The organism is Mariniflexile sp., from assembly GCF_041583155.1.
GTDB lineage: Bacteria > Bacteroidota > Bacteroidia > Flavobacteriales > Flavobacteriaceae > Mariniflexile.
Genome location: NZ_JBFHGK010000016.1, coordinates 44141 through 60912 on the forward strand (window position 1 = coordinate 44141; position 16772 = coordinate 60912).

The following is a 16772-nucleotide window of genomic DNA, read 5'->3' on the forward strand; positions in this document are numbered from 1 at the left end:
GTTTATTTTAATTGAATAAATCTATCGTCTATAAAAGCTTTGATGGTGTCTATTTTCTTAAAGTTATCTATTAAGGCTTGTCGAATTTTGTAATCTAAAACATAAAGACTGTCGGTTTTCTTAAAAAATGACATGCCATCACCACCATTGTATAAGTAATCGTTGGTGGCTACATAGTATGTTTTTCCAGACTCAATTTTTCTACCGCTAACGGAAGCTTCAATAACTTTATAATCTTTGTCGATTGAAAGTTTGAGTTTAGAAATAGGATGTGCCTTTCGCGAAACAGTTAAATAATGAACTAAGCTATCAACTTGGTTCCCTTTAAGGGCAGCAACAACAATACTATTTTCAAAAGGCATTAATTCAAATGCTGTTCTTGTTGTTATATTTCCTTTTGAAATTATGGAACGAATACCACCATGATTTAATAATACTAGGTCAATATTTTTGCCTGTTCTACTTTTAAAAATAGGGTTTGCTTCGTCATAAATGGCGTCGGCAATAAAATTTCCAATAGAAGTGTTAAAATCTCCATCAGATTTTGAATACGTCATAGGAGCATAGGCTAAAATGCTATCTAAATCTTTTTGAATATGCGTTCTATAGGGTTTAATGAAAGCCTCAATATCAGCATCGGTTGATAGAGAATCGCTAACAGGAATTTGTTTTCCTTCAATTTTAGTTAAATAGTCTTTGGGTTGTTTACAATTGAAACACAGTAATATATATAACAAATAAATTAAATATGTAAACCTCATATTTTTAATAGATTTTTTGAATGTAGTTTTGTTACCTTTGCGCAAAGGATAAAGGTAAATGATTTTAAAGGGTTTTAAAGAAAAATCTATTAAAAAACAGATTAATAAATTATTAATAGAACGACATGTAAATGTTACTAATAATAAAATTGAAAGTTTAGGAATTATCTTTAACCTAGATGAAATAAATGATTTTGAAGAGTTCAGAGCTTTAGCATCGTTTTTAAAAGTACAACCAAATAAATTAAAGGTTGTTGCATTTTCTAGTAAGCCAAAAGAAGCCCTTAAATCTTGGGATGTTTGTTATAGTTCTATAGATTTTGGTTGGAAAGGTGTTATAAAAAACAGCGAATTGCAAAGGTTTTTAGATACCGAGTTTGATGCTTTAATTAGCTTTTATGAAACAGAAGTTATTGAATTAAAACTGCTTACAGCTAAATCTAAAGCGCAATTTAAAATTGGTATTTTACAAGATGATGAACGATTAAACGATTTGATAATTAAAACCACTATAAAAGAATTTGATGTATTTAAAACTGAAATTTTTAAATACTTAACTATATTAAATAAAATTAAGAATGAATAGTAAGTTTCTAGGAACTGGAGTTGCTTTAGTTACACCATTTAAAGCAGATTTAAGTATAGATCATGATGCTTTATCAACTATTGTTAATTTCAATATTGAAAATGGCGTAGAGTATCTTGTAGTTTGTGGTACCACCGGAGAAAGTGTAACCATTACCAAACAAGAAAAAAAGCAGGTTATTGAAACAATTGCTAAAGCAAATAACGGGCGTGTTCCTATGGTTTTAGGTATTGGAGGTAATAATACAGCAAACGTTATTGAAGAAATTAAAACTACCGATTTAAGTAATATCGATGCCATATTATCGGTGTCTCCTTATTATAGTAAACCTACACAAGAAGGTATTTATCAGCACTTCAAAGCAATAGCAGAAGTGTCTCCTATCGACGTTATTTTATATAATGTTCCTGGGCGTACCTCTAGAAATATAGAGCCCGAAACAACATTACGTTTGGCCAATGATTTTAAAAACATTATTGGTGTTAAGGAAGCAGGTAATAATGTTGCTCAATATTACAATTTGATTAAAAACAAGCCAGAAGATTTCTTAATCATTTCTGGTGATGACGATTTAGCTTTAGGTATCGTTTTAGCAGGTGGAGCAGGCGTTATTTCTGTTATAGGTCAAGCATTTCCAAAAGAGTTTTCGGAAATGATTCGTTTAGGATTGAAAGGTGACGCCAAAGAGGCTTATAAGTTGCATTATAAACTTATGGATGTTATTGGTTATATTTTTGAAGAAAATAATCCATCAGGTATTAAAGCTGTTTTTGAAGCATTAGGGTTGTGTAGAGATAGTGTACGTTTGCCACTAGTTCCTGCAACAACTACTCTAAAAGAGAAAATTAAATCATTTGTAAATAAGTTTTAGTATTGTTAAATATTACTTAAACCTTATAATTGCTGTGTTTAAGCCGTTATTTTAGCGGTAAAATAATATTTTTAAAATCCATATTAATAACTTAATTTTGCATCCTGTTTTAAAACTATGAACAAATTTCTTTACATATTACTAACCTTCACAATTTTAAGCTCTTGCAGCGAATATCAAAAAGTTCTTAAATCTGAAGATATTGGGGCAAAGTTTAAAATGGGAGAAGAATTATATAATGAGGGTAAATTTGCAAAAGCTAACAAATTGTTTGCGCAAATTGTACCAAATTATAGAGGAAAGCCACAAGCGGAAAAATTAATGTATCTGTATTCTCACTCATTTTATAAAATGAATGATTATTATACCGCAGGTTATCAGTTTGAACGATTTGCTTCAAGTTACCCTAAAAGTGAAAAATTAGAAGAGGCATCGTTTTTAGGAGCTAAAAGCTACTATATGTTGTCGCCAGTTTATAGTAAAGATCAAAAAGATACAAGGGAAGCTATAGAGAAATTACAAGAATTTATCAATATGTTTCCACAGTCTGAATACCTTTCAGAAGCTAATAAATTAGTTAAGGAATTAGATTATAAGTTAGAAAAGAAAGCTTTTGAAATAGGTAAACAATACAATACAATTTCCGATTATCCAGCCTCTGTAAAGTCATTTGACAATTTTGTGTTCGATTTTCCAGGTTCCACACTGCGTGAGGAAGCCTTGTATTACAGACTAGATTCAGCATATAAATTGGCCGTAAATAGTGTAGAGTATAAAAACACTATCAATGGCCTTGTTCACTTAAAAAAAGAACGATTAGAACAAGCTAAAGAGTTTTCTAATGCGTTTAAAAAAGCGTTTGCTAACTCTAAACACTTAGAAGAAGTAAATCAAATGTCTTCGATATTAGACGAAGAATTACAAAAATATAGCACTAAAAGTTAAATAACAACGACAATGGATTTAAAGAAAACCAATGCACCTGTTAATACCATCACGTACGACAGAAACCAAATTGACGAACCAACAGAGAATATCTATGAGTCAATTTCAATCATAGCAAGACGTGCTGAACAGATTAACACAGAGATTAAAAAAGAACTTATCGATAAATTAGAAGAATTTGCTACTTATAATGATAGTTTAGAAGAAATCTTTGAAAATAAAGAGCAAATAGAGGTTTCTAAATTTTATGAAAAATTACCAAAACCTCATGCTTTAGCTGTTCAAGAATGGTTAACAGACAAAATATATTTTAGAAATACTGAAGAAGATAATCAGTAAAATTTTTTTAAAATGTCAATATTAAGCGGCAAGAACATACTATTAGGAATTAGTGGTGGTATTGCCGCTTATAAATCAGCTTCCTTAGTTAGGTTATTTATAAAGTCGGGCGCCAATGTAAAAGTCATTATGACGCCTTCTTCCAAAGATTTTATTACACCTTTAACTTTATCAACCCTTTCAAAAAATCCAGTGTATTCATCTTTTGTAAATGAAGGTGATGATACTGCAGTTTGGAATAGCCATGTGGATTTAGGCATGTGGGCAGATATATTTATTATAGCTCCAGCCACCGCAAATACATTGTCTAAGATGGCAAATGGCGTTTGTGATAACTTGTTGTTAGCTACATATTTATCTGCCAGATGTCCTGTGTTTTATGCACCAGCAATGGATTTGGATATGTACATACACCCGAGTACTTTAAAATCTTTTGAAGCTTTAAATAGTTACGGAAATATCATGGTTCCTGCAACTAGCGGTGAGTTAGCTAGTGGTTTAGTAGGAGAAGGCAGAATGGCTGAACCAGAGGATATTGTAGCTTTTATTGAAAAGGCCATTATAGATAAATTACCTTTAAAAGGAAAAAAAATGCTTATCACGGCAGGTCCTACTTATGAAGCTATAGATCCTGTTCGATATATAGGGAATCACTCTAGCGGTAAAATGGGTTTTGAGATTGCTAAGGCATCAGCAAATTTAGGAGCCCAAGTGTATTTGATAACTGGGCCAACACACCAAAAAATCTCCCATAGTTTAATTGATGTTATTCCGGTTGTTAGTGCGGAAGATATGTATAATGAAGCACATAAGTATTTTAAAGATGTTGATATAGCCATTCTTTCAGCAGCTGTAGCCGATTTTACACCAAAAGAAATTGCATCCCAAAAAATTAAAAAGAAAGATGCGTCGTTAATCCTAGAGTTAACCGAAACAAAAGATATTTTAGCATCATTAGGTGGTATTAAAACCAATCAGTTTTTAGTTGGTTTTGCTTTAGAAACAGATAATGAACTTGAAAACGCAAAAGACAAACTAAAAAGAAAGAATTTAAATTTAATTGTTTTAAATTCGTTAAATGATGAAGGAGCAGGTTTTAAAAACGACACAAATAAAGTTACTTTTATTGATGCCGATGAGACGGTTACCGAATATCAATTAAAATCGAAAGAAGCTGTAGCTAACGATTTATTAAATAAAATTTTAGAACAAATTAATGCGTAATTTACTAATAGTTTTAATATTCAGTTTTGGTTTTGTTGGCTTTTCGCAGGAGTTAAACTGTAATGTTGTTGTAAATGCCCAACAAACTGGTGATGAAAATTTACAGATTTTTAAAACATTAGAAAAACAACTTAAAGAGTTTGTTAACAATACCAAATGGACAAACAAAAACTTTGCTGCACAGGAGCGGATTGATTGCAGTATGTTTGTTAATATTGTGAGTTACAATGGTGAATCTTTTCAAGCCTCACTTCAGGTGCAATCATCAAGACCGGTATTTGGTTCGTCTTTTTCAACACCTATATATAATTTTAACGATAAAGATTTTAATTTTCAATATTTAGAATTTCAAAATTTAATTTATAATCCAACGCAATACGAATCAAATTTAGTATCTGTTTTGTCATTTCATGTTTATATGATTTTAGGATTGGATGCGGAGTCCTTTTCTGAAGGTGGTGGAGATGTTTATTTTAAACAGGCGCAAACAATTGTAAATTATTCACAACAAGATAATTATAAAGGCTGGAAACTATCCGATGGTTTGCAAAGCAAGTTTGCATTAATTGACAACGTTTTATCGCCTACTTTTAAAGAATATAAAGATGTGTTGTATACATATCACCGAAAAGGTTTAGATGTAATGAGCAGTAATCCAAAGGAAGGTAAAGAGCAAATTGCGTCTTCCTTAAAGCAATTTCAAACGATGAATACACGCAGACCGAATTCCTTTTTGCTTAGAACTTTTTTTGATGCTAAGGCTGATGAAATAGAACAAATTTTTAGTGGTGGTCCCAATGTTAATATCGCTAGCGTAAAAGAAACTCTGCAAAAAGTGGCCCCCATGTACAGTAGCAAATGGCAAAATATTAAGTTTTAAGTTAGTCGCTTTTTACTTTTTAATCTTAAACTTTTAAAACTGAATGTTAATCTCACTTTCCATAAAAAACTACGCTTTAATTGATAATCTTCAAGTAGATTTTAATGACGGGTTTTCTATAATAACGGGTGAAACAGGTGCGGGTAAATCCATCCTTTTAGGAGGATTATCATTAATTCTTGGGAAACGTGCTGATTTAAGCAGTTTAAAAGATACCACACAAAAATGCGTTATTGAAGCTGTTTTTAATATTTCAAATTATAAATTACAGGCACTTTTTAAGTCGGAAGATTTTGATTACGAGGAACAAACCATTATTCGTAGAGAAATTTTACCTTCAGGTAAGTCAAGAGCTTTTGTAAATGATTCTCCCGTAAACTTAAATAGTTTGCAATTATTAGGAGAGCGTTTAATTGATGTGCATTCACAACACGAAACCTTGCAACTTACCAGCAATGAGTTTCAGTTTCAAATTATTGATGCTTTGGCAGATAATGAAACGGAACTTCAGACTTACAAAACAGAGTTAAAAGCCTATAAAATCTTAAAGAAGGAACTTCAGGAACTTTTAAATTTTCAAGCGGAGGCTATTAAAGAGCATGATTATAATGCCTTTTTGTTGAACGAATTGGTTGAAGCTAATTTAATTGACGGTGAATTAGAATTGCTTGAAGAAGAATACGAAAGTCTTAATAATATTGAAGGTATAAAGGAAAAACTATCGGAAGCATATCAGTTATTAAATGAAGAAGGAATAGGGGTGTTATCAACACTTACCGCTTTAAAGAATACTCTGCAAAAGTTAACTGCTTACGCTTCTAAATATGAAGACTTATATGCGCGCGTTAATAGCAGTTTGATTGAAATGGACGATGTTTATGCAGAAGTGGATGTGCTACAGGAAAACTTGGAGGCTGATCCTAATAGGTTAGGAGTAGTTGATGCAAAGTTACGTTTACTTCATAATTTGATGCAAAAACACGTTGTAACTACTGTTTCTGAATTGCTAACCATTAAAGGTGAATTGGAAGAAAAGGTTTCTTTTACAGAGAATTTAGATGATGCCATTCAGAAAAAAGAGTCTGAAATTGATACAAAAGCTAAAGTTCTAAATATTATTTCAAGTGAAATTCATCAGAAAAGAACTAAAATAATTCCAGAATTAAAACGGCAATTAGAAACCATTTTGGCTAGTTTAGGGATGCCAAATGCCCAATTTAAGATAGAAGTTGTTAAAATTTCTGATTTTTTACCTAATGGAACAGACGAATTATCCTTTTTATTTTCCGCAAATAAAGGTGGTAATTTTAACGATCTTAAAAAGGCTGCATCGGGTGGGGAGTTGTCTAGAATTATGCTAGCCATAAAATCAATTTTAGCAAAGTATATTCAATTACCAACCATCATGTTTGATGAAATTGATACAGGGGTTTCTGGTGAAATTTCAAATAAAATGGGAGATATTATGCTAGAAATGAGCAAGTCTATGCAAGTGTTCTCTATCACACATTTACCTCAAATTGCAGCCAAAGGGCATTCGCATTTTAAGGTATTTAAAGAAGATGTTAATGATGTTACACAAACGAATTTAGTTAAGTTAAACCATGACGAACGCATAGTGGAAATAGCTCAAATGTTAGGTGGAATAGAAATGTCGTCTTCGGCTATTGCACATGCAAAAGAATTGCTAAATTGAAAAAAGTTTAAAGTTTCAAGTTATAAATTAAAAGTTTAGTATTTTTGCCCGGAAAAATAAATCATCTTATTAAAAGAGAACCAAATAATATTCAATATGTCATATAATTTACTGAAAGGAAAAAGAGGAATCATTTTTGGAGCATTAGACTCAAATTCAATTGCTTGGAAAACAGCAGAACGTGTTCATGAAGAAGGTGGTACATTTGTTTTAACTAATGCACCAGTTGCCATGAGAATGGGACAAATTAATGAGTTAGCTGAAAAAACAGGGTCTCAAATTATTCCTGCCGACGCTACTTCTATTGAAGATTTAGAGAATTTAGTAAAAAAATCTGTAGAAATTCTTGGTGGTAAAATTGATTTCGTATTACATTCTATTGGGATGTCTATTAATGTTAGGAAAGGACAGCATTATACAAATCAAAATTATGAATGGACACAAAAGGGAACGGATGTTTCTGCAATGTCTTTTCATAAAGTAATGCAAACACTTTACAAGCAAGATGCTATGAACGAGTGGGGTAGCATTGTGGCATTAAGTTATATGGCGGCACAACGCGTGTTTCCAGATTATAATGATATGGCAGATAATAAGGCATATTTAGAGAGCGTAGCCCGTAGTTTTGGATATTTCTTTGGTCGCGATAAAAAAGTGCGTGTAAACACAATTTCTCAATCACCAACACCTACAACTGCAGGTAGTGGTGTAAAAGGATTTGATGGTTTTATTGCTTATGCTGATAAAATGTCGCCACTTGGAAACGCAACTGCTTTAGATTGTGCAAATTATACCGTAACCTTATTTAGTGATTTAACAAAACGTGTTACTTTACAAAACCTATTTCACGATGGTGGGTTCAGTAATATGGGCGTTAGTACTGCTGTTATGGAAGCCTTTATGGAAAAGCAATAATTAATTAAATTATTTTAGAATTTGCAGCTTTTATTAAGCTGCGATGCCTTTTTTAAATAAAGCAAATAGCCACCTGTTTTAAGGTGGCTTTTTTATTAGGATTGGTTACATTTGTGATATGCATTTACAATTTTCATTCATTATTCCTGTTTATAATCGTCCCGACGAAATACAAGAACTTTTACAAAGTTTCGTAGGTTTAAAAACTGAAACAACTTATGAAATTGTTATTGTGGAGGATGGCTCATTAATACCTTCTAAAGATGTTATAGTGCCATTCCAAACGAAACTCAATATTTCTTATTATTTTAAGGAAAATTCAGGTCCGGGTGATTCCAGAAATTTCGGAATGAGACATGCAAAAGGTAATTATTTTATCATTTTAGATTCAGATTGTATTCTTCCCGAAAACTATTTGTATGAAGTTGAAAAAAGTTTAAATGAAAATTATGTAGATTGTTATGGTGGACCAGATGCGGCACATCACTCATTTAGTAATTTGCAAAAAGCCATTAATTTTTCCATGACTTCTTTTATTACAACCGGAGGCATTCGAGGCAATAAAAAAAGCGTAGATACGTTTCAACCTAGAAGTTTTAATATGGGCTTGTCTAAAGAAGCGTTTTTGGCTTCTGGTGGTTTTGGGAAAATTCACCCTGGAGAAGATCCTGATTTGTCTATTAGACTTTGGAATTTGGGTTATAAAACGGTTTTAATCCCTGAGGCTTTTGTATATCATAAACGAAGAATATCTTGGAGTAAATTTTATAATCAGGTGCATAAATTTGGAATGGTTCGTCCTATTTTAAACTCTTGGCATCCTAGTACAAAAAAAATAACTTACTGGTTTCCAACGGTATTTTGTTTAGGCTTAGTACTTGCTTTAATAATGCTTGTTTTTAATTTCAAATTGTTTTTATGGCTTTATGTTTTTTATTTTACAGCAGCATTTTTTATAGCCTTGTTTACAACTAAAAATTTGACGGTTTCTATGTTGGCTTTAATAGCTATTGGTGTTCAGTTTTTAGGTTATGGTTATGGCTTTTTTAAATCTACTTTAGCAATAGCGGTTTTTAAAAAGAAACCAGAAGTATGTTTTCCTAATTTATTTTTTAAATGATTGTATATGTTAAGAAAGCTTAAACTAGACATATTAGCATCCTTTAAAAACAAAAAAATCAATGTGTTTTTTTTGTTTTTAATATTGGCATTCATCATATTATTATTCACCAAATTGTCCAAAGAGTATACGAATACCATTGTGTTTGGTGTTGAAAAGGTTAATGTGCCTCAAGAATATGTTATTTTAAATGATTCGGTGGCATTGAACATTACCTTAAAAACTAATGGATTTAAATGGCTTAAATATTACTTTTCTAGACCAAAAATTATCGTCGATTTTAAAAAGGATGTATCAAAAAATGATTCTATGTATGTTTGGCGTAAATCCACGGACTATTTAGAAAACACCCAATTTGGAAGTAAAATTCAGTTATTGAATATGACACCAGAAACTATAGGGTTCCGATATGGTATCAATATGGTTAAAAAGGTACCCATAAAATTACATGAAGATATTCAATTTGTTCCAGGGTTTGATGTTTCTAGCCCCTATACTTTGGAGCCAGATTCGTTGGTGGTTGTAGGTCCAAAAGCATTGGTATCCAATATAAATCTTATTTTTACCCAACGTGTTACATTAAAAGAAGTTAGAAAAAACATTTTTGAAACTATCAAGTTAAAACTTCCCAAGAAAAACAAAGATGTAACCTTTTCTAGCGAAAGCGTTGTTCTAAAAGCAACCGTTGAAAAGTTTACCGAAGGTACTTTAAAAGTACCAGTTAAAATTATAAACGTACCTGATGGCATTAGTCTTAAATACTTTCCAAAAGAGGTAAATGTTTCTTATTATGTTAGCTTAAGTGACTATAAGAAGGTAGGTGCTAAAGATTTTGAAGTTGTTTGCGATTATAGTAAAGCCATAAGTAATCAGTCGCTTTTGGTACCGGAATTAAATGTTTTTCCTAACTTGGTTAAAAATGTGAAAATTAATCAGCAACGGATAGAATTTATAATTATAAAATGATTGTAGTCGGTTTAACAGGAGGCATAGGTAGTGGTAAAACTACGGTTGCAAAACAATTTTTGGCTTTAGGTATTCCTGTTTATATTGCAGATGATGAGGCAAAAAAACTGATGATTAAGTCTAAGATTATTAAACGAAAACTTATTGAATTGTTTGGAAGTGAAGCTTATGTTAATAATCATTTAAATAAGCCATTTATTGCAAATATTATTTTTAATGATAAAAGTTATTTGCAAAAGATGAACGCCATTGTGCATCCCAAAGTAGCTAATCATTTTAAAAAATGGGCATTAAAACAAGACTCAGTTTATGTTATTAAGGAAGTCGCTATTTTATTTGAAAATGATGGTTACAAGGAATGCGATTATACCATTACAGTTACTGCGCCAAAAGATCTTAGGATAACACGATTATTGAAACGAGATAATACTACAAAAGAAAAGATCGAGGCTATAATGAATAATCAATGGACCGATGACGAAAAAATAAAGCTCTCAAATTTCGTAATAACCAATGTGGATATGGAAAATACTAAAAATCAGGTATTTAAAATTCATAACGAAATTCTTAGGTGCATTGAAAAATCAAAATTTTAACATTTTTGTTAATGTAAGGTTAAAAGGGATAAGCACTAAATGTTAAAATGTTAATTTTGAATGATGAGCAAAAAAATTTTCATCCTATTAATCCTATTAATGAGTTTGTCTCTAATTGGGATAATCTTTGTTCAAGCATATTATATTGAAGGTTCTGTAAAAAACGAAAAAGAACGTTTTAAGTTTAATGTAGATAAAGTGCTAAACTATGTTTCCAACTCTTTAGAAGAGCGGGAAAGAGCCGAATACGTTTACAAACTTCAAGATATTATGTTCAAGGGTTATGAGGTAGATACCGCAGCCATTAGGAATTTATATATTATAAGAGAAGATTTAGACTCTAAAGAAACTGTGGTTTATAGAAGCGGTACTTTAGAAGAAAATTATAAGTTTAATTCATCGCTCTTTGACATAGGTTTAGATACTATTAACGTAAAACGGGTTTTAACCAATAAGGAAACCAAAGTTTATCAAAATGGCGGTTCTAATGCCGATTTAAGTACCAACGATAAGTTGTTGCTTTTAGATAAATTATCAAGCACCGATAAAATATTTTTTGACGATGCTTATAAAGATTTAGCACCTAGATTACCAATTCATAAACGTGTAACTAAGGAAGAAATTCAAAGTCTATTATCTGAGAAACTTAAAGAACAAGGCATTACTATCGATTTCGAGTTTGCTATTTATAGTAACGGGTTAGCAACTAGAATACGAAGCGATAACTTTGAAAATTATGAAGCATCAGCCTTTAGTGTGTTTATGTTTTATAATGAAAATAACCAAAGTTCCTATAAGCTACTTGTGAATTTTCCAGATGATAAAAAGTTTATTTTATCATCCTTATTGGGCATGATTTTGTTATCAATTATTTTTACTTCTATTATTATTTTGGCTTACGGAAGCGCCTTATATCAATTAGTTAAGCAACGTAAAATTTCTGAAATAAAGACAGACTTTATAAATAATATGACTCATGAGTTTAAAACGCCAATTGCTACTATCAATTTAGCTTTGGACGCTATTAAAAACCCAAAAGTTATTGACGATAAAGAAAAAGTAGTGCGCTATTTAGCAATGATTAAGGAAGAAAATAAACGTATGCATGCGCAAGTTGAAAACGTATTAAGAATATCTAAACTAGAGAAAAATGAATTAAACATTAGTAAGGATAGGTTGGACTTGCACGACTTAATTGAAGATGCTATTACTCACGTTGAACTTATAGTAGAAGATAGAAAAGGTTATATTAAAACGTGTTTTGATGCAGCGAAGTCGTCTGTTTTGGCAAACGATACTCATTTTACAAATGTGATTGTAAATATTCTGGATAATGCTATTAAGTATTCGCCGGAAGCACCAAAAATAGAAGTATATACAGAAAATGTTGGAAACAATATTTTGTTAAAAATAAAAGATCATGGTAGCGGCATGAGTAAAGCAGCTGCCAAACGGGTGTTCGAAAAATTTTACAGAGAGCATACCGGAAATATACATAACGTAAAAGGCCATGGATTAGGTTTGGCTTACGTGAAACGAATTGTAGAAGACCATCAAGGTCACGTATCAGTAGAAAGTGAAAAAGACAAAGGAAGCATTTTTACAATAAAGCTTCCAATAATATCATAAATATGGAAGAGCAAAAAAAGAAAATTTTATTAGTAGAAGACGATCCTAATTTTGGAATTGTACTTAAGGATTATTTAGTGATGAACGATTACGATGTTGTTCACGCTAAAAATGGCATGGAGGGATTCGAAAAATTTAAGAAAGACGATTTCGATTTATGCATTCTTGATGTTATGATGCCATATAAGGATGGTTTCACCTTAGCGAAAGAAATACGCGAAAAAAACACCGATGTGCCTATTGTGTTTTTAACAGCAAAAACAATGAAAGAAGATGTGTTGAAAGGCTATAAAGTAGGTGCAGATGATTATTTAAATAAACCTTTTGATAGTGAAGTGTTGTTAATGAAAATTAAAGCCATTATTCAACGTAAAGCTACCGAAACCATTTCTGATAGTAAACAATTTGAGTTTAAAATTGGTAATTTTGATTTGAATTCAAAATTGCGTTTTTTACGTTATAAAGGAGGAGAACCAGTTAAATTATCTCCTAAAGAAAATGAATTATTACGTTTGTTGGCTTTACATGAAAACGATTTAATGCCACGTGAATTAGCGCTTACTAAAATATGGAGAGACGATAATTATTTCACCTCTCGTAGTATGGATGTGTATATAGCTAAACTTCGTAAATATTTAAAGCTTGATGAAAAAGTAGAAATATTAAATATACATGGTGAAGGTTTTAGACTTGTTGTAAACTAGTATAATAAACCTAAATCTCAGAAATAAAAAATCCAGCTCATGCTGGATTTTTTGTTTTAAATAAGTTTATTAACTGAATTCTATTTTAATCAACTTCTTTTTTGCTTTTAAAAGGCTTAATTAATTTTCCTATCATATTATATACGAATGTGTTGGTCTTACCATAATGGAAGGATACCAAACAAACCACTATAACAAACATAATAGCTCCAATAACTGCTTCCATAGGGTCTAATGATTTATTAAAGAAACGTTTTAAACCAAAACCTGTAAAACTTCCATAAAGTATTATAAAGTGAATTACATACATAGAAAGGGTTTTTTCTCCAATCCTAGATACGATAGATTGTTTTAAATATTTTTCAAAAGTATAAAACAAACCAAAAATAACTAACACATTTCCAAGTCTGATGAATAGATAATTAAAATCGGCACATCTATGAAATAATTTAAAATTTGTTAGGTAATGAAGAAAGTAAAGAATGTCTGTAGACCAAAAAATGAGCATTATACCTGTGGCAAAAAATGTTGTGATTGAAAGTTGTTTGAAACGACTTCTATGCGCATGTCTGAAAAAAACAGTAGATAAAAATGCTCCAAAAGCAGAATAACCAAACCATGGTAAAATTGTGAATATAGAACCATTCATTTTAGTCATATAGTTTGCGAAAAAAAGAGGCACACTGGTTATTTCTATATTTCTGTATAAAGGTTCAGATAAAAAAACAATACATCCAATGGTAAATAAGACACCTGAAAAAACATAACTATGATTCTTAAATATTGAGTATAAGCCAACCAAAATAATTAGAGACAATCCAATACATTGTAATACATCAATTACTAAAAAGTAAGTGCCAAAATAGCCCGTAAACCAACTAACTAAATTTACGCGTAAACTATAGCCAATACCTAATAACAACAAACCTCGAAAAATGCCTTTTCTCATACGTTTTTTATCATCTCCTTTAGCATTGGCACGCAAAAGTAAATAAGTAAAAACTAAGCCAGATATTGTAAAAAAAGTAGGTGCGGTAATACCCCTAAAATAAGACCACACATTATAAGCCGTATAATCGGTACTTCTATAAATAGGGTCTAAAAGGGTATCAATAAAATGCCCTTGCAACATCATTAAAATTGCAAAGGCTCTAACGGCATCAATAAAATAAAGACGATTTGTCTGCAATACTTTTTGCTTTGATTAGTGTAAAGATACTTCTATAATTTAAAATGCAATAAAGCTTTTATAAATTATTTATGCAATATTAATAAAGATATTTCTAATGAAAACAGCAATAGTTTGAAATTTTTATTTTTATTGTTTTAAGTTTTTATTAGCATTTTTAGTTAATTTTTTTCTGAAAATTTTATAAAATACATGAATCTAATTGCGCATTATATGCAAATTATTATATTAGCAATATGTCAATTATTTTAAACATCATTTAACATAATTAATGATACGTTATGGATTAACCAACCATTTTCTTAAAATTTTGATTTATGTAATTTTCAAAAGCAACCAACTAAACTATAACCATGACAAAAAATAGTGCAAAAGCCTATTGGAAAGAAAACCTAAAATACCTATTTATACTTTTAACAATTTGGTTTTTAGTTTCCTATGGCGCAGGTATTTTATTCAAAGATGCCTTGAACCAAATAAAAATGGGAGGCTTTAAATTAGGCTTTTGGTTCGCTCAGCAAGGTTCTATTTATGTATTTGTGATACTCATATTTGTTTATGTTCGATTAATGAACAAGCTTGATAAAAAATATGGTTATGATGAATAAACTGTTTTTTTTGGGGGCACTAGGCGTTCAAAACTGGACTTATATTATAGTCGGTTTAACATTTGCAATTTATATAGGCATTGCCATTTGGACGCGAGCAGCTTCCACTAAAGAGTTTTATGTTGCAGGGGGAGGCGTTTCTCCTTTAGCCAACGGTATGGCAACAGCTGCCGATTGGATGAGCGCAGCTTCATTTATATCCATGGCGGGAATTATTTCATTTGCAGGTTATGATGGTGCTGTTTATTTAATGGGATGGACAGGAGGCTATGTGCTTTTGGCATTGTTATTAGCACCGTATTTACGCAAATTCGGAAAATTTACAGTTCCCGATTTTATAGGAGATAGGTATTATTCCAATACAGCACGTTTTGTAGGTGTAATTTGTGCGTTATTGGTCTCGTTTACCTATGTTGCAGGACAAATGCGGGGTGTTGGTTTGGTGTTTTCACGCTTTTTAGAAGTGGATATTAATACAGGGGTTATCATTGGAATGTTAATTGTACTTTTTTACGCCGTTTTAGGTGGTATGAAAGGTATTACATATACGCAGGTCGCCCAATACTGTGTGCTTATTTTTGCATTTATGGTTCCTGCTATTTTTATTTCTATTCAAATGACGGGTAACCCAATTCCTCAATTGGGTTTTGGGAGCACTTTATCCGATGGTTCTGGTACTTATTTGTTGGATAAATTAGATGGTTTAAGCACCGATTTGGGGTTTGCGGAATACACCGAAGGTTCCAAATCAATGATAGATGTATTTGCTATAACTTTAGCTCTAATGGTAGGAACAGCAGGTTTACCACATGTAATTGTTAGATTTTTTACTGTTAAACGGGTTAGGGATGCTCGTAAATCGGCAGGTTTGGCATTGCTGTTAATTGCCATTTTATATACTACAGCACCAGCAGTTTCCGTTTTTGCTAGAACGAACTTAATTGAAACTGTTTCCAATAAGCCTTATGCCAACGTTCCAGAATGGTTTAAAAAGTGGGAGACAACAGGTTTAATCGTTTTTAGTGATAAAAATAAAGACGGCCTTATTCAATATCTAGCGGATGCTTCAAAAAATGAATTGGTTGTAGATAATGATATTATGGTACTTGCAAATCCTGAGATTGCTAATTTACCAGATTGGGTTATTGCATTAGTAGCGGCAGGTGCTCTAGCAGCAGCATTATCAACTGCAGCTGGCTTATTATTAGTTATCTCATCTTCCGTATCACACGATTTAATAAAAAAAATGATCAATCCACAAATTTCAGAAAATGGCGAATTAATTGCGGCAAGATTATCGGCAGTTGTAGCTGTTTGTATTGCGGGTTATTTTGGAATAAATCCACCGGGTTTTGTAGCAGCAACTGTGGCTTTGGCTTTTGGTTTAGCAGCAGCGTCTTTTTTTCCTGCTATAATTTTAGGCATTTTCTATAAACGAATGAATAAAGAAGGAGCTATTGCAGGTATGGTTGTAGGTATTGCATTTATGTTATTTTATATGCTTAAATTTAAATTCGATTGGTTTGGAGGTGGAAATAAATCTGATTGGTGGTTTGGTATTTCGCCAGAAGGTTTTGGAGCCGTATCCATGGTTTTGAATTTTATAGTTTCTATAATCATTATGAAATTCACTCCCGCCCCGCCTCAAGATGTACAGGATATTGTTGAAAATATACGCATACCAAGTGGAGCAGGTGCAGCAACTGAGCATTAAATAAGGTGAAAATAAAACAACAAACAACA

The 16772-nt window shown here is 31.5% G+C and carries 17 protein-coding genes; 15 read left to right on the forward strand and 2 right to left on the reverse strand.

From position 1 onward, the window contains the following. Positions 1-2: 2 nt before the first annotated feature. Positions 3-761, reverse strand: coding sequence for a 5'-nucleotidase C-terminal domain-containing protein (locus tag ABYI63_RS08025; RefSeq protein ID WP_372755274.1), 759 nt, complete (start codon positions 759-761; stop codon positions 3-5). Between the two features lie 58 nt (positions 762-819). Between ABYI63_RS08025 and ABYI63_RS08030 the strand changes: the two genes are divergently transcribed. From ABYI63_RS08030 to ABYI63_RS08090, 13 genes are all read left to right on the forward strand, one after another. Beyond that, a complete protein-coding gene (locus ABYI63_RS08030; protein ID WP_372755276.1) occupies positions 820-1347 on the forward strand; it encodes a hypothetical protein in 528 nt (175 codons plus the stop codon). Continuing rightward, on the forward strand, positions 1340-2218 hold the full coding sequence (dapA, locus tag ABYI63_RS08035) for a 4-hydroxy-tetrahydrodipicolinate synthase (RefSeq protein WP_372755278.1): 879 nt from the start codon (positions 1340-1342) through the stop codon (positions 2216-2218). The genes ABYI63_RS08030 and dapA overlap by 8 nt, the downstream gene beginning before the upstream one ends. Before the next feature lie 117 nt (positions 2219-2335). Then, the gene (locus ABYI63_RS08040; RefSeq protein WP_372755280.1) at positions 2336-3163 is read left to right on the forward strand and encodes an outer membrane protein assembly factor BamD; all 828 of its coding nucleotides are present in this window, start codon (positions 2336-2338) and stop codon (positions 3161-3163) included. Positions 3164-3175: 12 nt separating this feature from the next. Next, on the forward strand, positions 3176-3502 hold the full coding sequence (locus ABYI63_RS08045; RefSeq protein ID WP_132218790.1) for a DNA-directed RNA polymerase subunit omega: 327 nt from the start codon (positions 3176-3178) through the stop codon (positions 3500-3502). A 12-nt stretch (positions 3503-3514) separates the two neighbouring features. Continuing rightward, positions 3515-4726 carry a bifunctional phosphopantothenoylcysteine decarboxylase/phosphopantothenate--cysteine ligase CoaBC gene (gene coaBC / locus ABYI63_RS08050; RefSeq protein ID WP_372755282.1) on the forward strand — a complete coding sequence of 404 codons (1212 nt, stop codon included), beginning with the start codon at positions 3515-3517 and terminating at the stop codon, positions 4724-4726. After that, a complete protein-coding gene (locus tag ABYI63_RS08055; protein WP_372755284.1) occupies positions 4719-5606 on the forward strand; it encodes a DUF4835 family protein in 888 nt (295 codons plus the stop codon). Before coaBC ends, ABYI63_RS08055 begins: the two co-directional genes overlap by 8 nt. A gap of 43 nt (positions 5607-5649) precedes the next feature. Beyond that, on the forward strand, positions 5650-7302 hold the full coding sequence (gene recN / locus ABYI63_RS08060; RefSeq protein WP_372755286.1) for a DNA repair protein RecN: 1653 nt from the start codon (positions 5650-5652) through the stop codon (positions 7300-7302). 96 nt (positions 7303-7398) lie between these two features. Further along, on the forward strand, positions 7399-8217 hold the full coding sequence (locus tag ABYI63_RS08065) for an enoyl-ACP reductase (protein ID WP_372755288.1): 819 nt from the start codon (positions 7399-7401) through the stop codon (positions 8215-8217). Between the two features lie 118 nt (positions 8218-8335). Then, entirely contained in the window at positions 8336-9337 is a 1002-nt protein-coding gene (locus tag ABYI63_RS08070; RefSeq protein WP_372755290.1) for a glycosyltransferase family 2 protein, read from the forward strand. A 6-nt stretch (positions 9338-9343) separates the two neighbouring features. Beyond that, positions 9344-10303: a YbbR-like domain-containing protein gene (locus ABYI63_RS08075; protein ID WP_372755292.1), complete on the forward strand. Its 960-nt coding sequence runs from the start codon at positions 9344-9346 to the stop codon at positions 10301-10303. Next, complete coding sequence (coaE, locus tag ABYI63_RS08080; RefSeq protein WP_372755294.1) at positions 10300-10899, forward strand: dephospho-CoA kinase; 600 nt, start codon at positions 10300-10302, stop codon at positions 10897-10899. The genes ABYI63_RS08075 and coaE overlap by 4 nt, the downstream gene beginning before the upstream one ends. Before the next feature lie 63 nt (positions 10900-10962). After that, positions 10963-12528: a sensor histidine kinase gene (locus ABYI63_RS08085; RefSeq protein WP_372755342.1), complete on the forward strand. Its 1566-nt coding sequence runs from the start codon at positions 10963-10965 to the stop codon at positions 12526-12528. Between the two features lie 2 nt (positions 12529-12530). Continuing rightward, entirely contained in the window at positions 12531-13232 is a 702-nt protein-coding gene (locus tag ABYI63_RS08090; RefSeq protein WP_372755296.1) for a response regulator transcription factor, read from the forward strand. 85 nt (positions 13233-13317) lie between these two features. Here ABYI63_RS08090 and ABYI63_RS08095 read toward each other — a convergent pair whose 3' ends face one another. After that, positions 13318-14421, reverse strand: coding sequence for a heparan-alpha-glucosaminide N-acetyltransferase domain-containing protein (locus ABYI63_RS08095; protein ID WP_372755298.1), 1104 nt, complete (start codon positions 14419-14421; stop codon positions 13318-13320). Positions 14422-14774: 353 nt separating this feature from the next. Between ABYI63_RS08095 and ABYI63_RS08100 the strand changes: the two genes are divergently transcribed. After that, on the forward strand, positions 14775-15029 hold the full coding sequence (locus tag ABYI63_RS08100; RefSeq protein WP_372755300.1) for a DUF4212 domain-containing protein: 255 nt from the start codon (positions 14775-14777) through the stop codon (positions 15027-15029). After that, positions 15022-16743, forward strand: a complete 1722-nt coding sequence (locus tag ABYI63_RS08105; RefSeq protein WP_372755344.1) for a sodium:solute symporter family protein — start codon at positions 15022-15024, stop codon at positions 16741-16743. The genes ABYI63_RS08100 and ABYI63_RS08105 overlap by 8 nt, the downstream gene beginning before the upstream one ends. Positions 16744-16772: the final 29 nt, after the last annotated feature.